The 20,332-nt window shown below is 50.6% G+C and carries 8 protein-coding genes; all 8 read right to left on the minus strand.

Annotated features, from left to right (window positions below):
- Positions 1–185: 185 nt before the first annotated feature.
- Entirely contained in the window at positions 186–2,546 is a 2,361-nt protein-coding gene (locus ACYVFD_RS06665) for an ABC transporter permease (protein ID WP_461089003.1), read from the minus strand.
- Positions 2,547–2,725: 179 nt separating this feature from the next.
- Positions 2,726–3,370 (minus strand): hypothetical protein, encoded by a 645-nt coding sequence (locus ACYVFD_RS06670; RefSeq protein WP_461089004.1) that lies wholly within the window; start codon positions 3,368–3,370, stop codon positions 2,726–2,728.
- Between the two features lie 239 nt (positions 3,371–3,609).
- Positions 3,610–5,994: an ABC transporter permease gene (locus ACYVFD_RS06675; protein WP_461089006.1), complete on the minus strand. Its 2,385-nt coding sequence runs from the start codon at positions 5,992–5,994 to the stop codon at positions 3,610–3,612.
- Positions 5,995–6,088: 94 nt separating this feature from the next.
- Positions 6,089–8,473, minus strand: coding sequence for an ABC transporter permease (locus tag ACYVFD_RS06680; RefSeq protein ID WP_461089007.1), 2,385 nt, complete (start codon positions 8,471–8,473; stop codon positions 6,089–6,091).
- 264 nt (positions 8,474–8,737) lie between these two features.
- Entirely contained in the window at positions 8,738–11,125 is a 2,388-nt protein-coding gene (locus tag ACYVFD_RS06685; protein ID WP_461089008.1) for an ABC transporter permease, read from the minus strand.
- Between the two features lie 98 nt (positions 11,126–11,223).
- Positions 11,224–13,632 carry an ABC transporter permease gene (locus ACYVFD_RS06690; protein ID WP_461089009.1) on the minus strand — a complete coding sequence of 803 codons (2,409 nt, stop codon included), beginning with the start codon at positions 13,630–13,632 and terminating at the stop codon, positions 11,224–11,226.
- Positions 13,633–13,733: 101 nt separating this feature from the next.
- Positions 13,734–16,160 (minus strand): ABC transporter permease, encoded by a 2,427-nt coding sequence (locus ACYVFD_RS06695; RefSeq protein WP_461089010.1) that lies wholly within the window; start codon positions 16,158–16,160, stop codon positions 13,734–13,736.
- Positions 16,161–16,353: 193 nt separating this feature from the next.
- Positions 16,354–20,214 (minus strand): glycoside hydrolase family 9 protein, encoded by a 3,861-nt coding sequence (locus ACYVFD_RS06700; RefSeq protein ID WP_461089011.1) that lies wholly within the window; start codon positions 20,212–20,214, stop codon positions 16,354–16,356.
- Positions 20,215–20,332: the final 118 nt, after the last annotated feature.

Genomic DNA, 20,332 nt, shown 5'->3' on the forward strand with positions numbered 1-20,332 from the left:
TGTCTGTCAGCGCGTTCAAACCGTTTTGCTGTTGCGTTTAGTGGGTTTTGGACTGGAAACTGTGGATGTTGACCAAGGTTACAGAGAAAGTGAAAAATTTTTAGGCATATGGCATTGGGGTAAGGGCAGAGGGTATTAAGCAAAGACCAACCTCTGCCCTTACCCCAATGCCCTCTGCCCTCTGCCTATTCCGCCTTCAACGCATCAACGGGGTTCAATTGCAGGGTTTGCCAGAGTTTGAGCAGGATAGTCGAAAAGGCGATGATCAGTACAGCGATAGCGGAGAGGATGATAGCGACCGCCGAAACGCCGTTGTTGATTTTGAACACGCTGTTCATGAGCATGATCGCCATATAGTAACCTAGTGAACAACCGACAAGCGTGGCTATGGCCAAAATCCAGAGGTAGTTTTTATGCAGTACCCAGCCTACCTGTGCTCCAGTAGCTCCTAATACCCGCCGAACAGCCACCTCGCGCATCCGTTTCAGGACATTGAGCGAGATTAATGAGAAGAGACCCGAAATGGCCAGCAATACCGTTACCAGCGAGAAAACGCCCATGGTTACCGCAATACTCGTCGACACCGATTCTGCTTCGGCCAGCGCATTGTTGAGGTAAACACCATCGAACGGTTTGTAGGGGAACAGGCGCTTCCAGGTCTTTTCGAGTTCGGCAAATACCTGCTTTTGATGTTCTGCTTTCACACGAGCAATAAAATAGACAAACCGATTGGGCGAAACAGGCCGGATAATGGCCGAAGAAATAGGGCGAAACGGTGTATTGGTCATAAAATCACGCACGACTCCGCCAATCTGATAGGTGGTTGAATCCAGCCGGATGGATTGACCGATGAGTGGTTTACCCTCACCAAATTCGCGTACAAAGGTTTCGTTGACCAGTACTGTCTGCGCAGGTTGATCGCCCTGAAGTGGGTGCAGCGGCTGGCCATCACGAAGCTGAATCTGGAGCATACGCAGAAAATCATCACCCACATTGTAGAGCATGCTTTCGTGCGACTGGCTATTCAGGTTAAAATTGGTCATGCTATAGCTAAAACCGGGCAGGTTTTGCGTACCTCCAACGGCCTCCACATTCGGAATGGACTGGGCGGCTGTTTTGAAAACCCGCCAGGTCGATTCGTCAGCTACATAAGCACCGATTACATTTTGCCGGTCGTAACCTACATCGGCGGTTCGATTGAACTCGGCATTGCGTTCGAAGCTAAGACCCGTTACGACTGCCGTGAGGGAAATAGCAATTTGCATACCCATCATGATGCGGGAGAAAAGACCAGACCCGCCAAAACGTAGGGCTCCCCGAAAAATGTGTGTCGGGCGAAACGCACTAACATAAAAAGCTGGATATGACCCCGCCAGGAGGGTGGTAAAAATCAGTAAGCCCAGCAAAAACACAAGCAGTGCTGGATTAGTGTAGTCGATGGTGAGTTCCAGATACGACCACATATGGTTGTACCAGCTCACAATCGGATAGGCCAGAATCATACCCAGCAAAATCGACAGGGTACAGATCACGCTCGATTCGGTTAGTAATTGCACCACCAATTGCCCCTGCGTACCACCCATGACTTTCCGAACTCCTATTTCGCGCAATCGGCCATTACAGACCGCAATGGTCATATTGGCAAAATTGAGCGCGGCCGTCAGCAGAATCATGATGGCCATTGCCACGGTTCCCCAAACAGCCGCTGGCGGCAACGACGGATATAAGCTGTTGTTGCGCAGACTTCGGCCCGAAAGGGCCACCGTTGCAAAGGGTTCAACCACAAACCGGCTGATTTTCCAGTCGGGGTCGGCCGATTGCTGACGAGGAACCAAATTGGCCAGCGAGGCTTCAACCGCCGTTCGGTCGGAGGGCTGCTTCAGCAGCAGAAAGACAGCGTCGGCCCGGTATTTCCAATCGGTATAATCGACGGGTTTGTTGTTGTCGAACTGGTTGGTTAAGTGCGTCAGAAAGTCGAACCGAATGCTGGATTGTTTTTGCTGGCTATTAATCACACCGCGTACGGTCAGGGCTTTCTTGATCGGCTGATCGGCATATATGATGATGGATTTGCCGATTGGATTCTGACTGCCGAAATACTTCGTAGCAATTTCATTTGAAATCAATACGCTCGAAGGGTCTGAAAAATCGGCAGAACCTTTGAGAACCTGAAAGTCAAATACACGAAAGAAGGCCAGGTCGGCAAAATTCAGGATTTCGTTGAACGTATTTTCGCCATAGTTGACGACTGCCCGCCGGGCGTCGAATCGGAGACTTGTTTCTACGCCTGTGATTTGCTGGGCATCCGTAGCCAGTGGCGACGGGCAAGTGCCATACAGCGCCTGATTGTCCGCCTTTATGCTCTCGACCCGAGCAATTCGAGTGAAGTTTCTATGCCAGTTGTCGAACGTATGAGCGTATTGATAATTAAGGTAGGCAAGTATACCAAAGCCAATCCCAATACTTAGCCCCAATACGTTAATAATGACGTAACGGAAATTGCGTTTAAGGTTACGAACTGTGATAGTAAGGTAGTTACGGAACATGGAAGGTTGGCGGAATCGAAGAAACGAAGTAAAATAAAAAAGAAATCAGGAATTAACGAATTCTCAATTCTTTACACTTGATTGTCGCTCGAAGCGAGAAAAAGAAAAAGGGAGGAAAGGAGCAAAGGCCGCTAAAGCCAAACTCCTTTCCTCCCTTTTTCTTTTTCGCCTTTATCCTTTTATTGATTTCCCATTTTGATGCCGAAGCTACGTTCGGTTTCACGGATGATGGCCTGTTTTTCGCGTTCACTCTTACCAACTACATTGGCTGTTCGTTCAATGATTAGCTCTTCGCCGTCTTTCATAAACGTATATTGCATCCAGAGCCGACCGGCCTCCTTATCTTCCTGAACTTTCACCGATAAGGGCGAGACGTCACTGGGTGAGAACGAAGGGTTGGCCTTAGCTTCGGTAGAAAACTCGTACATTTTTTCTTTGTACTCCTTTTCCCTGGCTTCAGAATTTCGGGAATATGCTATCTGCTGCTCGTCGTAGGATGTCTGTTGGGCTGGCGAGTACTCGGATTGGTAGGCTTTGTTTTTGCTCCAGCTATCCCGCTTTCGACTCGTAGTAACGGCTACGGCTGGTTCGTTAAACGCCCGCTCCAGCGAATCGATAATACTGTTTTCCAACGCTTTTACTTCGCTCTTCTCCATCTCCGATACATCGAACGAGCGATTGTAATGCAGCGAATTTCCGGCCTCTTGCATATCAACCCGAATGCGTAAATGCCGACCATCGGTCGTTACATGCTTGTTCGAAGACCGTTGTGCTATCGCACCAAAGCTAACCGCAACCAGACATAGCGTAAACAACGTTTTCATGAATCGGCAGAGATAAGGAATAAGACAGAGTTAAGTAAAATTACTCTCATCTATCATCATGCCAAGTGTGTATTTGTCTGTTTATCAATTTGTTCGCTATATAGGAAGAAATACATTGTCCGATTTCGGACAATATGTTGTACGCCAGTGGACAAGGGGGTGGGGAGCAGGGTGCAAGGTGCAAGGTGCGGGGAGTTTGACTTAATACTCCTTGCACCCTGCTCCCTGCTCCTCGCTATTCACTCGTTTCGTAAACTTTTCACCGGGTTGGTCAGCGCGGCTTTGGCACTCTGAAAACTGATGGTTAGCAAGGCGACAATTATAGCCAGCAGACCAGCCAGAGCGAATAGCCACCAGTCGAGACTAATTTTGTAGGCAAAGCTCTGAAGCCAGCTATGCATGAAATAATACCCGATGGGAATGGCTACCAGCATGGCGATCAACACCAGTTTCAGGAAGTCGGTCGATAATAGTGTTATCAGACTAACTACCGAGGCCCCCAGCACTTTTCGGATACCAATTTCTTTGGTTCGCATTTCGGCCGTAAACGTAGCCAGCCCAAACAAGCCCAGGCAGGAAATCAGAACCGCAACCAGGGCAAAGGCATTAAACAGCGTAGCGGTGCGGGCTTCGGTCTTGTAGAGCCGGTCGAAGGTTTCGTCCAGAAAGGTGTATTCGAGTGGACGGCTCGGCACCAGTTCTGTCCAGATGTGCTGAATGGCTTTAATGGCATCGGCTTCCTTACCCGGCACAACTTTTACATAAATCCCACTTCGCCAGCCGGGATTATTGAACATCACCAGTGGGCCAATTTCTTCGTGCAGACTTTTAAAATGAAAATCTTTTACCACGCCCATCACGACGCCTTTTGATCCCTGAAAATGAAAACGCTGACCGACAATGGGCTTCCGTAAATTAAATTTGCGAACAGCAGCTTCATTCAGAACAACATTCTGCTCATCAACTGTATTGTTTTCGGCAAACCAACGGCCCTGGGTTAGCTTCAGGTTGAATACTTTCTGATACGAAGGCTCTACCGAGATCTGACCGACGGTGGGCTGAAAATCGGCCGGGCGACCATCCCAGTCGAGGCTGCCGCTATGCGCACTTTTGATTTCTACGATGTTCTGGCTGGCAATGGTTGCTTCCTTTATACTCGAATGTTCCAGGAGCCTGCTTTTCATGACCAGCGGATCGACCTTCGGCTGAACATTCCAGGGAATGGTAAGCGACAGAATATGATCGCGGTCATAACCCAGTTTTGTGGTACGAATGAACTTAATTTGGTAGTAAACGACCAGTGTGGCAATCAGGAACGCAATGGAAATGGAGAACTGAACAACCACTAAACTTTTTCGGAACAGGCTGTTAGAAGACCCCAGCACATTCAGACCCCGGATGGCCCGAACCGGTTGAAATGAGGACAGTAATACTGCCGGATAAATGCCGGTCAGAACGATAGCGGTCACTACCGTACCCAGCAGAACCGTCCATATCGAGGGGTCGCTAAAATGGATTGAAAAGGTTTTGTTGGTCAGGCTATTAAAAACAGGCAGGAAACTATAGGTGACAACGAGCGCAATCCCGAGAGCTACCGTACACATCAGGATGGATTCCAGCATAAACTGCGCGAATAATTGCGAATGCCCGGCCCCAATAATCTTCTTGACGCCTACTTCTTTGGCTCGAATGCTGGCGCGGGCGGTCGTCAGATTGACGTAATTGATACAGGCCATGAGTAGAATGGCCAGTGCCAGGCCAAAGAAGATATAGACTGTCCGTCGGTCACCCTGTTCACTACCGTATCGGTCGACGGTGTCGAAGTGCATATCGGTCAAAGCCTCCAGTTCGAGGGTGATGCTGGTATCAGGTTTACCGGTTTTCTCGTCGGTTTTGGCAACCTGAACGAGATGGGTTAGCTTTTTACTTACTTTTTGTGCGTCGGCTCCGGGGCGGAGAACCAGGTACGCTTCGTAGTTAAAATTGCTCCAGTTGTTGTCGTTTTTATATGTATTGGGGTTCGAGAGGTGAGCCGATAAAGGCATTAGACAATCGTACTGAAAGCTCGAATTGACTGGATTATCCTTAAAAACAGCCCGTACTACATAATCCAGTGTATCGATACGGACCAACTGCCCAACTGCTTTAGTCGATCCAAACAGCTTAGTGGCTTTCGATTCGGCCAGGGCTAGGCTGCGCATATTGCGGTTAAAATCGGTCAGGTTACCATCCACGAGCGGGTAGTCGAATACGGAAAACCAATTTTCATCGACGCAGACCGCTTTGGGTTCCTGAATCAATTGACCACCAATTTTCATGGTCAGGCCGTTCCCGAAGGGTTTGGAAAGGCGAGTTATTGTTTCAACTTCCGGCAGCCGCTTAGCCAGTTCTGCCAGCGGTAGGGGCGTGGTAGACCAGTGCCAGGTTTCTTCTTTGTTGACCTGATTATGGGCGATGATCGGATAAGTACGGGCCGATTTAGCATGATATCCGTCATAGCTCCGTTCATTTTGCACCCACAGCAGAATAAGCACCGCAGCCGCCATCCCGACAGCCAAACCTATTACATTCAATAAACCAAATATTTTGGTTTTCAGGAGATTACGAATAGCGAATCGAAGCATAGGAAAGGGGGGGAATAGCAGAGGGCAGAGGGGTAAGGGCATGGGGTAAGGTGTCGGAGTGCCCCTATGCCCCACGCCCTATACCCCATGCTATTTATTCCGTTTTCAATGATTTAACTGGATTCATCAGAGCTGCTTTGACACTTTGGAAACTGACGGTGGCCAAGGCAATGACAATGGCGATCAGGCCAGCCAGCCCAAAGAACCACCAGGCAAGATCAATCTTATACGCGAAACTTTGCAGCCATTGATTCGCAACGTACCAGGCAAGGGGTGTGGCTATGACGATTGCGATGACGACTAGTTTTAAAAAATCTTTGCTCAACAGGGCGACAATACTCGCGACCGAAGCGCCCAATACTTTCCGAACGCCAATTTCTTTCGTTCGCGCTTCAGCGGCAAAAGCGGCCAGTCCAAACAGGCCCATGCAGGCAATCAGTACGGCCAATATGGTAAAGGTGAGTAAAACCTGCCCCTGCTTTTGCTCGGCCTGATACTGTCTGGAGAAATTCTCATCCAGAAAATGGAAGCTTAGCTCTGCATCCGGGTCAAATTTCTGGTAAACAGACTGGATGTAAGCCAGCGCTTCAGTCGTTTTGGCAGGGCGAATCCGTACATACAGGTTGTCTTTCTGGTCAGGAGCAGGCATTTGCAGTACCAGCGGTTCAATTTTGTGCTGGAGTGAATACGTATGGAAGTCTTTGACAACGCCGATCACCCGTGCGTCGGCGGTTTGATCTTTGCCCAGAAAATACTTGACGCGTCTGCCCACCGGATGCTGCCAGCCCATCTTTTTCACCAGTGTTTCGTTGACCAGCACCGCACCAAACCCATCACTAACCGATTCTGTAAAGTTGCGACCTTCAAGCAGCTTGATTTGCATGGTGTTCAGGTAGTCGGCATCGACCTGAAACGTTTGAACGATCTGGGTAGCGGTGGGCATTACGCCATTCTGCTCGAAAAACATGCCGTTGGTTCCGATATTGTTATTACCAATCGGATTGGTGGCGGCCGAAACCTGTTCAATCAACGGACTTTTCCGCAGCTCTTCTTTCAACGATTGAATCTGTTTGCGAACGCCTTCATTATCCAGGTGGAAGGTTAAGACCTGATCTTTGTTGAAGCCGAGATCTTTATGCAGAAAATAACCCATCTGCCGATATATGACCCACGAACAGGCGATCAAGACAACGGCCGCCATGAACTGAAATACAACCAGTGCTTCACGAAAACGACTTCCACCCAGCTTCATACCCAGCCGCCCGTTGAGGGCCACCACAGGCCGGAAGCCAGATAAGAGAAAAGCCGGGTAAAGCCCACTGCCAACACCAAGCAGAACTGTAAAGGCAAACAGCACACTCCCTGTTGTCAAAGGCCCATATTGGGTAAGCGTTAGCGATTTGCCCGCCAGCTCATTGAACAGTGGTAATGCAACATTGGCGAGCATCAATCCAACCAGGCTGGCCAGGAAAGCCATAAGCATCGACTCGGTCAGGAACTGACTTACCAACTGACCACGCCGGGAGCCAATCGCTTTCCGAACGCCCACTTCGCGGGTACGGGCGATGGAACGCGCTGTGTAAAGATTCACGTAATTGATTCCGGCAATCAGCAAAATCAGTGCGGCCACCATCGCGAACGTATAAATGGTAGTGCTGTTGGCATTGGGACTAGTTTCGTAATCCAGGTGCGAATGAAGATGGATCGAGGTAATCGGCTGAAGCTCCATTCGGTAGGTTACGTCACCCATTTCCCGTTTGAGGTATTTGGGGAAGAAAGAAGCCAGCTTGGGCTCCAGCGCTTTGTAATCGCTGCCTTTGGCTAGCAGTAAGTAGGTATATAGTTCGAAATTCTGCCAGCCGTTGGTGTACTTATCGGGCAGCGAACGCAAGGCGCTGAACTGCAAATGCGAGTTGGACGGAATATCCTCAATAACCCCCGTGACCTTGTTGGGGAAGTGGTTGCTGAACTCAATGGTTTGACCGACGGCTTTAGCGGCATCGCCAAATAGTTTCTCCGCCAGGCTTTTGGTCAGAACAATACTCTGTGGTTGCGTGAGGGCATGGGCTGGGTCGCCGTACAGAAACGGAAAGGAGAAGACGTCGAAGACTGTTTTATCGGCAAACATAATGTCGCCAACGTCCAGTTTTTTATCCCTGTAAGTAATCTGACCTCCACCTTCAGGATGAATGCGTACCGTTTTCTCAATGTCAGGATATTCAGCTTTCAGCGCGTCGGCGAAGGGGGCAGATGTGGGAGCTAATTGTAGATTGCCGCCGGGCCAGTTGGCATAATGCACCACCCGAACGATTCGATCAGCATTGGCATGAAAACGGTCGTAGCTGAGTTCGTGGATGATATACAGGCTCATCAGCCCAACAGCCGCCAGTCCGATCCCCATGCCCATAACGTTAAGGCTACTAAACAGGCGGTTCTTCCAGAGATTCCGCAGGGCGATTTTAAGGTAGTTTCTGATCATGACCGGCGTTTAGCGTTAAGATGCTACTTCTATAACAAATACATGACCAAAACCTATTTTCTTATTTATTGTGCTGACTATGAATAATTTATAATTAAGTGGTGTAAAAAGTCCTGTCCGCAAACGGACGCGGGGTTGTCGTTTGCGGACAGTCTGAACCGGGATTTATGTGATTTGACTGACCGACCTTGATTTTTACTAATAGCCTTCGAAGAAGGCATAATCAAAGTCGGTCAGTCAAATCACATAAATCCCGGTTCAGACTTACTCACTTCGTAAGCTTTTCACCGGATTTGTAATAGCCGCTTTTACGCTTTGGTAAATTACCGTTGCCCAGCAAATCAGCAGGGTGAGTACACAAGCGGAGACAAATACCCATACACCAATGTCGGTTTTATAGGGGAAGTTTTGCAACCACTTGTACATCGAATACCAGGCAATCGGGATAGCGATGGGGAACGAGAAAAGTACCAGTTTCGTGAAGTCTTTGCTCAGCAGCACCACCACACTCGACACCGATGCCCCCAGCACTTTCCGCACGCCAATCTCTTTGACCCGTTGCTCAGTAGTAAACGTAGCCAGACCAAACAGACCCAGACACGCGATCAGAATGGTCAGCATCGAAAACGCTGTAAAGATCCGACCCCGTAGTTCATCGGCCTCATAGGCCGACGCAAAATCCTGATCCAGAAATCGGTATTCAAACAATTTGTCGGGGTAAGTTTCGCGCCATTTCTGGCCGATGAACGCGACCGTTTGCTCGACGTTCTGCGGCTGTATTTTGATATGAATCACCGGGTTGGCCCGACGACACAAGATAATCAATGGCTCAATCGGATTGTAGAGCGATTGCTGATGAAAATCTTTTACCACGCCAATTACCTGAGCACTGGGTGGACTTTGCTGCCCTGCCTGTGGCAGACTGCCCAGAAGGACCTTTTTACCCAATGGTTCTTTCCAGCCCATACGCTCAACAGCCGCCTGATTCACAATGACAGAGTTGAGCGTATCGGCCGGAATCTTATCGGAAAAATCGCGGCCCTGGACAACTTTCATTCCCATTGTTTGGAGGTAGTCGTAATCGACCTGTACGGGCTTGAATCCCATTTCTTTCAACCCTGTATTTGATTCGACGGTGAAAATAACCCGTCCGCCAATGTTGCTGGTGGGTGAGGAGGCCGAGGCAACCGACCGAATGTTCGGATTGGCTAACAGGCTATTTCGCAGGGAATAAAAACGCTCGCGGGGTTGTCGATCCTGGTAATTGATAGTCAGCACCTGCTCGCGGTCGTAACCCAGGTCATGATTGCGCATGAAGTTTAGTTGCTTATACACAATCCAGGTGCAGATGAGCATAATGAGCGAGATCGAAAACTGAGCGACCACCAACGCTTTTCGGAAGAAACTGCCCCCTTTAGCATTGAACGACCCTTTGAGCACCGCTGCCGGTTCGAAAGCCGACAGATAGAACGCTGGATAGCTACCGCTAATGAAACCCGTAAAGACCACAATCGCCAGGGCAATCAGCAGAAATTGCGGGCGTAATAACTCGACAAAATGAATATCCTTGCCCGAAACACTGTTGAAAAAGGGAAGCAGAATCAGAACCAGAATCAGGCTGGAGGTCAAGGCCAGTACGGTCATCAGCACCGATTCGGTCAGGAACTGGGCCATTAGCCGGCTTCGTACCGAGCCCATCACTTTCCGTAGACCAACTTCTTTGGCTCGCTTGGCCGAACGGGCCGTGGCCAGATTCATGTAATTAATACTCGCAATCAGAAGCATGAAAAAGGCTACAGCACTAAACGTATACACATAGCCGATGTTTCCGTTCGATTCACCCTCCATATTCGAATAGAGGTGGATACTTGTCAGCGGTTGTAGTTCGTAGGTTACTTTGATGCCCATCCGTTTGAAGATCGGGCCAATGTATTTGTCGTACACCTGCGGAAACTTGCTGACTAGTACATTGGTATCGAAATGTTCGGGTAGCACTAGATAGCTATAAATGTAAAAACCGCCCCAAACCGTAGCCGCCTGCCGTTCGTCACGGCCCGTCGATAGCAGAGCGTTGAAGGTGAAATGGGAATTTTTAGGAATGTCTTCGAGTACGCCTGTTACTTTGTAAAATGTTGTATCGTTGGTTTGCAGGGATTGCCCCAGCGCACTTTTCGACCCGAAGAATTTCTGGGCGGCTGTTTGCGTCAGAACCACACTGCCCGGCTGATGCAGTGCCGTTTTAGGATCGCCTTCCACGAATTTATAACTGAATACATCGAACACCGTAGAGTCGGCCGAATAGACGTTTTCCTCGTAAAACCGCTTTTCACCCTGGCGAAACAGCATCCGACCATAGGGAAAGAACCGCACGTAATTTTTGACAAACGGGTAGTCTTTCTTCAGCGTGGGGGCCAGTGCGGGTTGGGTACTGCTCCAGCGGTTGACCTTGTCGGGTTCGGTAATGTGCGAAACGATGCGGTAAATCTGCGAGGCATTGGCCTGATACCGATCGTAGCTCAGCTCGTCGGTTACGTAGAGCAACAGGAGTAGTCCACAGGTGACCCCAATGGTCAGGCCCAGAATGTTGATAAGGCTATAGAATTTGTCTTTTCGCAAATTCCGCCAGGCGATTTTTAGATAGTTAAGGAGCATAGGACAGGAGTTAGGAGCTAGGAGCATGGGGCTAGGAGCAAGGTGCAAGGACTGAATCACTCTATGCACCTTGCTCCTAGCCCCATGCTCCCAGCTAGTTATTCACTCCGCAAAGACGTAACCGGATTTCTAAATGTTGCTTTAAGCGACTGATAAGAAACCGTAATGAGCGTAATGACGGTGGCAATCAGGACGGTTAGGCCGAAGAACCACCATTCCAACTGAATCCGGTAGGTATAATCCTGCAACCAGGTACGCATCAGCCACCAGCCCAACGGAGCTGCCAGCCCGAAACCCAGCAGAATGAGTCGGCCAAACTCGCGACCAAATAGCCACAGAATTTGCCCAGCACTGGCGCCCAGAGTTTTGCGAACCCCAATCTCCTTTGTTTTCGACTCGGCCATGAACGACACCAGCCCATACAGTCCCAGACAACCGATCAGAATGGCGATCAGGGAGAACACCTGCGCAAAACTCAGCATAATGGTTTCGGCGGTATAGAAGCGGTCCAGAATTTCGTCCATAAACTGATACCGAAATACCTGCTCCGGGAATAAGTCATTCCAGGCAGCTTCCACTTGCTTCACCGTTTCGGGTAGATTGGTCGAACGTAGTTTCAGGGCCGCCATCCGGTTTTCGGTGAAATCCTGAAAGATCACCGTTGGGGTTACGCCCTTTCGCAGTGAGTTGACATGAAAGTCTTTCACAACGCCGACAACTGTATGATTGGCTTCCCAAACGTTGATCCGTTTCCCCAGAATATCGTTCGGTGACTTGAGACCCAGTCGTTTCACCATCATTTCGTTGACGATGATTTCATGGGCCATTGTGTCGTTCGTCAGGAAATTTCGGCCCGCCAGCAGTTTCAGATCGAACAACGGAAGATAACGACTGTCACCAACTTTGGTTTTAGTTTCAAATTTCTCCGGCTCCGTTCGGTTGTCGTAGGTAAATGATGTTTCGTTGATATTGGGTGAGGCAGGCGGGGCATTGCCGATAGCGACATCCTGAACGGCTCCAATCGAACGTAGTTTGTTACGAAGTGTCTCCTGTTTTAGCGGATCGGTGCTCGCAACCGGAATGGTCAGGACAGTTTCTTTGGTAAAGCCCAGGTCCATCGTTCGTACGTACCGGAGTTGCGCCATAATAACCAGCACGCCGATGACAAACAGCTGGGTAATGAAAAACTGAATAACCACCAAACCCCGCCGAACCGACATGCCGCCTACCTGTGCTGTGGTCATGGATCGGCGCAAGGCAGCTATGGGATTAAAGCCCGACAAAATGAGCGATGGATAAAAACCAGCCAGCCCGATAACGGCACTGATCAGCAGAATAAACGGAGCTAAATAGCTTGGTTGCAGGAGGGTTGTTAGCGAAAAGGCGGGGTTGAAAACGGCCATTGCTTTGTTGACCATCGGTAGGCTGGCCTGAGCCAGGCCCAATGCCACAGCAACGGCGGTCAGTGTAATGAGGGCGGTTTCGGTCATAAACTGGCCAAACAGTTGCGCCCGTGTACTGCCCATCGCTTTTCGCACGCCTACTTCTTTCGACCGTCGAATCGCATGGGCGGTAGCCATGTTGATGAAATTAATACAGGCTGCCAGTAGCAGAAATAACCCAACTGCGCCTAACGCATAGAGCAGAGAATGCTGCATGCGGCCTCCATAATCGACGTTGAAATGAACATCGCTCAGCGGCTGGGCGTGAAAATGGTAAATTTTGGCCGCTTCCGGGCTATATTGACGTTTAGTAAGGACCGGAAAAACAGCATCCAATCGACTGATGGCCGTGCCTTCGGGTAGGGCGGCATACGTCATTTCTTCGCTATCGAGATTCTCCCAATTCTGAAACGACTCGGCAACGGCTTTGCTCAGGCCAGGAACAGTGCTATAGGAAATGTATACCTCATCGCTCATATTCGTAGCCGTTGGATGGTCTTTCAAAACGCCGGTTACGGTCAGGTTCAGTTGGTTGTCGAGCCGAAGTGTCCGGCCAATTGGATTGGTATCGCCGAAGTATTTATGGGCATATTTCTCAGTCAATACGACGGAGTTGGGCCGGGTCAGCGACGACGCTGGATTGCCGGTCTGCCATTGGAAATCAAATACATCGAACAGTTGCGGATCAACGAAACCAACCGTTCGGTCTTCCTGGAATTTTTTGAGAAGACTCCCATTCGCATTCGGCAAACTGAGCAAACAACTTCGTACCCGTTTGATCCGGGCAATATGCTCAATAAACGGATACTCACGTCGCAATACCTCGGCCATCGCCTTCGGCGTACCACGCGAATAGGTAATGTTTTCGTGCCTCAGTTCGGTGACGATCCGGTAAATCCGGTTGGCTTTCTGATGATAGGTATCGAAGCTAAGTTGAAAGCCAACGACCAGAAAAATCAGGATGCCGCAGGTCATACCAACCGCCAACCCTACAATATTCAGTAGGCTATACGTCCGGTAGCGCAGCAGCGTTCGAAGGGTGATGGTTAAATAGTTTTGGAGCATAGGGGAGGAGGCAAGGAGCGAGGTGCGAGGAGCAGGGAGCGAGGTGCAAGGAGTAAGGAGCAAAGATCATTCACTCCTGGCTCCTGGCACCTCGCTCCCTGCTATTCAGAACGAAGTGATTTCACTGGATTCGTGAGCGCGGCTTTCAGGCTTTGGAAGCTGACCGTGACGAGGGCGATTCCTACGGCCAGCACACCGGCCAGAGCAAACATCCACCACGCTATGTCGATCTTATACGGAAAATCGGCCAGCCATTTCGTCATGATATACCAGGCGGCAGGCGACGCAATGACCAGAGCGACGATCACCAGTTTGACAAAATCGACCGAGAACAGGCTGAAAATATTGGCTGTTGAGGCTCCCAGCGTTTTGCGGATGCCAATTTCTTTGGTACGTGATTCGGCCATGAACGCCACCACGCCATATAGTCCCAGGCACCCAATGAAAATGGCAATACCAGCCAGTAATCGGAAGAGGGAGAAGAAACGCTCTTCGCCCTTATAGAAATCGGCCAGTCGCTGATCCAGAAATTCATAGCTGAACACAAAGTCGGGGTAGACGGCGTTCCAGTTGGTTTCGACCTGATGGATTAACCGGCTGACGGCTTCTGTTCCACCCTGTTGGGTCGATAGCTTGATGCCCAGCGTATGGTAAGCACTACGACGGGGAGCCAGAATGCACGGGTTCGTTTGCTGATGGAGCGAGAAGGTGTTAAAGTCATGAACAACGCCAACGACCTGTTTTTTGGGGTTGTTGCCGCCCGCAATGGTAATGGATTTGCCCAGAATCTGTTGAGGGCTGCGGAGTCCCAACTTTTTGACCATCGATTCGTTTACGACAATATCGCGAGCGGTATCGCCCGGCTGATACATCCGTCCGGCAACCAGCTTCAGGCCATAGGTGCTGAAATAAGCGGTGTCCGCATAGCGCATGATCACACCAAAGTCGGCATCTTTATCGGCGTTTTCATAGCGGATGCCCGTCCACCAGTTACCGTCGGCCGATGGAATGGAAATACCATAACTCAGCGTTTTTACGTTCGGCAGTTGGGTAATTTCGGACTTAAGTTGTTCCAGTTGCCCCGGCTTACGTTCAGGAATATTGACGGTTAGTACGGCATCCTTGTTATAGCCCAGATCGGCCGATCGGAAGTATTTCATCTGGCTGTAGGCAATGATGGTTCCAATGACCAGTATCTGCGAGATGGCAAATTGAAACACAATCAGGCTCCGGCGTAGGGTTAACTGACCACTCCCTGCCATGCGAATCTTACTGCGTAATGCCTGAACCGGCTGATAGCCCGACAACACTAAGGCCGGATAAAAACCAGCCAGCAGCGTTGTCAGAAGGGCCAAAACAATCACGAAACCAATCACCGTAGGATCGAACAGCGTAAGCGCAGCCGCTTTGATGTCCAGCAGTTCTGAAACGTAGGGTAACGATTGAGAGGCCACGCCAAACGCCAGCACGATAGCCAGTAGGGTAAGTACCCCCGTTTCGCTCAGAAATTGCCGTACCAACTGCATGCGTGAACTGCCCAGCACTTTCCGAACGCCTACTTCTTTGGCCCGACGAATGGCCTGTGCTGTAGCCAGATTGATGAAGTTGATGCAGGCCGTAAACAGGATGAACAGGCCAATCAGGCCCATTGCCCAGATCATCTGTTTGCTCACGGTACGTCCGGCTGCATTTTCGGTGCGCGTATCGGAATGAATGCTGGTTAGCGGCTGTAGTTCATATTGTAGTTCGCTGGCCTGCTCAGGCTGCATGTATTTCCTGATAAACGGAACCAGTTGGGCTTCCATTTGCGCCGAGGTAATCTGATTGGGGAGGGTCAGGTAGATATGAGCACCACTGTACGAAGAGCCCCAATCATCCCAGCCGCCGTTAGCACCGTACTGTTTGAGGGATGCGAAGGACAGCAGCACGTCAAAGGGGACACTGCTGGTGGCAGAGGGATTCTGAACAATGCCTGTTACGGTAAAGTCTGCTTTATTCTCTACCCGGATGCTTTTACCCATTGGGTCAGCATCCCCGAAGTATTTATGCGCTATGGCCTCCGAAAGCACAACCGTGTTCGGATTTTTAAGGGCTGTTTGTGGATTTCCGGCTTTCCACTGGTAATCGAAAATGCGGAAGTATTCCGGCTCTATGAAGGCAATCACGCCACTACGCTCCTGAAATTTGCTGTACTTTTTGTCATTCACTTTAACCAGGCCATCATACAGTCCATACGCCATCGTGACCTGCTGCTTCAGTTCGGGGAAGTCGTTGCGTAGGGCGGCTAAGGCAGGTAATGGAATGCCTACATTACGCCCATCATCTTCCGATTTTTTATTGTACGAGATGAGTCGGTACGTATGATCTGCGTTGGCATTATGTCGGTCGTAGCTCAGTTCATGCCGAATGGCCAGAAACAGAATCAGGCAGCAGGCCAGGCCAAAGGTTAACCCAAGGACATTGATAACCGTGTAGTTCCAGTTGCGTCGGAGCGCACGGAGAGCTGTGGTGAAATAATTTTTCAGCATAATAGAGAAAGGCAGAAACAGAGGGATTGGCTTCTTGGCTTATCTTCTTTATATAAATGCCCTCAAATGATGTACCACGAAAGTAAGTACCTTACTGTCAGGGAGTTACGGTAAGGTTTAGATTGAAAATGTCCGCAAACGGACGGTTGTTTATTCGTTTGCGGACAGGATAGGAAATGAATTTAGGTGTGCCTTACTCTACTAATAACTTCCTGGTCAGTTGGGCTGATTGGCCCTGCACGGTTACCAAATACAGGCCGGGTGTTAGTTTGTCCAGCGCCACCTCCTGATTGGGCGTCGTCAACGTTAGTTGATGTCGTTGAAGCAGACGGCCTTGCAGGTCGGTTAGCTTGACGATCACATCTTCACCACTTGCGAAACCGCTAAAGATTAGTTGCAGACGGGCTTGAGGTTCACGTACTGGATTCGGGAAGAGCAGTACGGCTGGTTCGAATTCGGGGCTGGACGCAGCTACCCGTGCCGATGCAGTCGAGGTCGTCAGTTGCAGGTTATCGATGTAATACGTGCCCAATCCACCACCTGTATCCTGAATGTACAAATCGCGCAACGTGGCTGGATTGCCTAATGCCGACAGGGGAACATTCACCAGCGTCCAGCTATTGGAGGTTGGTCGTACGGTATACGTTTTGTAGTTGTCATTGATGATTACATCGAATTTCTGGCCACCCGATGCGCCACCATGTACCCAGAATTGCAGGTAAGCGTAAGCCGACAGATTGACCGGTGTTTCAGGATGCAGATATAATCCACCCCAGCCAGCTGTGTATTGAACGGCCAGCGACCGACTTCCTGCTTTTACGGGCGCTGTATTGGTGTAGGTGCGGGTTGTACTCCACGACCAGTCGTACCAGTTGGCTTTCAGCGCATCGTCATAGATCAGATACGCATTGGGGTCTGGCGTTGGATCGGGCGTCGTTGAGCAGTTGGATACGTTGACCGGAACGCTGGTTGTATACGATTGCCCATTGCTCACGACTGTTAGTCGATACAAACCCGTTGCGGCTGTAGTCGCATTGGGTATCGTCGGATTCGCAATCGATGCCGTAAATCCATTTGGCCCAACCCAGTTGTACGTTACACCATTGGGTGCATTCACTGTAACGGCCGATAAACTGACCGATTGACCAGCACAGACGGGACTGTTGCTGCTGGCGCTGACCGAAATAGGTGGTGTAGGCGTATCGCCAGCCGAAGACGACAGCATCAGTTGGTCGATGTAAAACGCAGGTAGGGTTTTGCCGGTTATGTCCTGAATAAACATGTCGCGCAACGTAGCTGGATTTCCGAGCGAAGCAAATGGCACAATCACCTGGGTCCACTGATTGGCGGTAGTACTGAATTCAAACGAACCACTGCTGTTGATAACCACCTGCATCCGATGCCCGCCCGTTGTGCCACCGTGTAACCAGAATTTGAGGTACGGATAAGGGCTGAGCGTAATGGCGTCGTTAGGATGAAGATACAACGCGCCCCACCCCGACGTGTACTGAACGGCCAGTGACTTGGCACCGCTATAAACCGGGCTTGTATTGCTGTAAGTCCGGGCTGTACTCCACGACCAGTCGGACCAGCCAGCCTGTAACACATCTTCGTAAATGATGAGCGAATTGCCCGAGGGCGTAGGCGTTGTCCCGGTGACCGATACCACCGTAGTCGTGATGTTCGTACACCCATTCTGCCCGACGGTTAGCGTATAAGTTCCGGCAACAGCGGGAGTTACGTTCGGAATGGTTTGGGCAGGACCACTGGCGCTGTAGTTGTTCGGCCCCTGCCAACTATACGTAGCGCCAGGTCCTGCGTCGGCGGCACTCAGGGTTAGCGTTTGGCCAGTAGCTACCGGTGTATTGCTGGAGGCTACGGCCGTTGGTGTTGGATTGACGGTTACGTTAACGCTCAGGATTCGGGGCGCTTCGGATGGTATGGTTACCGTTACCGAATAGGTTCCTGTTGCGGTCGTTGTCACGTTACTCAAGGATGGATTCCCGGCGGTCGCGCTAAAACCGTTGGGTCCACTCCATTGGTAAGTCGATCCGTTAGGGGCGCCACTGACATTCAGGGTTAAGGTTTGACCTGGACACAGCGGGCTATTGCTGCTTACGGTGATGTTCGAGGTAGGAGGGTCCTGGCTCGATATGTTCGTGAAATAAGCGACCAGGAATGTATAGCCTGCCTGGTTGTAAATGGCGGGTTCGGTAATTTCCCACGAGGGTTCCGGGTACGAGGTGTTCCAGTTTCGATAGGCCTTCATGGGTGGTTGACCTTTCGGTGGGGTTGCCGAGCCCGAATAGTTCTGATTTGGGCCACCCACAATGTAACCCGGTGGAGGACCGTACTGCGAGGAAGCGCCATCGTACCTGGCCGAGCCATCCCGGAACCAACTATGGTAAAACTCATCGACGCTATTGTCGCCCCCGGCATTGGCTCCCCGACTGCCCATGTTACTGAGATAGATCCAGGATAATGGGTTCCGTCCGTGAAAATAGTGCAGGTATTCTTCAGCAATCTCTTTATAGAGCATCGCCTTCCCTGGATTGATGCCCAGTTCCACCGTTAGAATGGGAATCATGGCCCACAGCGCTTTTTGCAGGTTGGAGCCCCAGGTGTAATGGCCACTCCACATAAAGCCGAGGTAGGGATCGAGTTTCTGATTGTAATACGACTCGATAAACCAGTCCATGGTGTTCTGATAACGGGTCTTGATTTCCGAAACAATGGAAGGATTGGCCCCGGCTGCTTTGGCATACACGTAATAGGCCCGGTTCAATTCCCAGCAGAGCGATGCATCGAGGTAACCACTCGAAAACGGATGGAAATTGTTTTCACTGGTTCCGTTAACGTCGTTGTACGAGGCTTCAAAAAACGACTTGTACTTCGCCGTCCCCGTCGTCGCAAACAGTTCGGCAGCCGCAGCTACCCGACGCCGTTTGTCGTCGCGGGAGTCCGAACCGGCATCGGCTGCTGCGGTCGATGCTCCGTCTTTCCCCGAAGCAGGCTGCATGGTTGGATTGGCTTCGAGGTAGTTCCAGGCGTTTTCGGCGGCTGTTCGCAGCGTGTTAGCGTAGTTCGGATAGGCTCCGTTGTAACCGCTGTAAATCCGGGCCGCATGGGCCATCACGGCCGCAAAAGTCGCCGTTGCCCAGGTCGTTACGTTGGTATAATAACGCGGCTGGGTATCCGTCGATGGATCGTCAGTACCGTTTTCGTAGCTGGTTACGGTCACGCGGTTGTGTACTCCGCCGTTGCTTTCCTGCATGCGTAGCATCCAGTCCAGTTCCCATTTCAGTTCGTCTAGCATGTCGGGCACCCCATTCCCTGATTCGGGGATGTTCGTATTGTCCGTAAAAGCCGACGGGCGCAGTTCAAATCCGACCATCAGGTTCCAGAGCGTGTGGTTCAGAAACGGAATGTACTTGTTGTAATCCCCCGCATCATACCAGCCACCTGTCACATTCCGTTGCGTACCGGCTTGCGCTGAGGTCGTGTACAGTAGGGCGTTGGCATCCTGCATATGTGCAGGCGCATGCGTCCAATTTGCACCATACTGTGCCGGAATAGCCGTTCCTGACCGTTGGTAATAGAACGTACGGGTCGAAGCTTTGAGCGGAGCTGCGTAGATGTCGTTTCGAAGCTCAAAATCATACGACCGAAGGTTCGTGGCCGGGTCGTATACATAGTACGTTCCGGGCGTAGTCAGGCTCGAAAAGTCACCGTGCCAGGCTTTGTCGCCCGAGTCGGTATGCGTGTTACCGCCATTCCACTGTACTACATTACCCGTAAACACCGCGACATGATCGGCCGATCGGCGTACCTGAAACTGACTACCGGGCGAGTTGGGTGTCCCGGCATTTTGTCCCGTAATGGGATTGGCGAAAACCACCACCTTTTTCGCCAACGGTCGCCAGCCGAACTGGTCGACAATAATCTGTTTACTGACCGACTGTGCCAGGGTGGCCGTTGTCAATAATACACTCCCGATGAGCCAGCTCAGGCTGAGCCAGTACTGCCATCGGGTACCCATAAACCATCTGTTCATGTTACCTGCTGTTTAAATTAGTTAAGTCAGCAAGGTAGAACGTGAGCAAAAAATTAGATAGGGTAACCTGGTTGAACCGTCAGAATTGGGATTTGGGTTGATGGGAAAAGGTGGTAAA

The organism is Spirosoma gilvum (assembly GCF_054776815.1).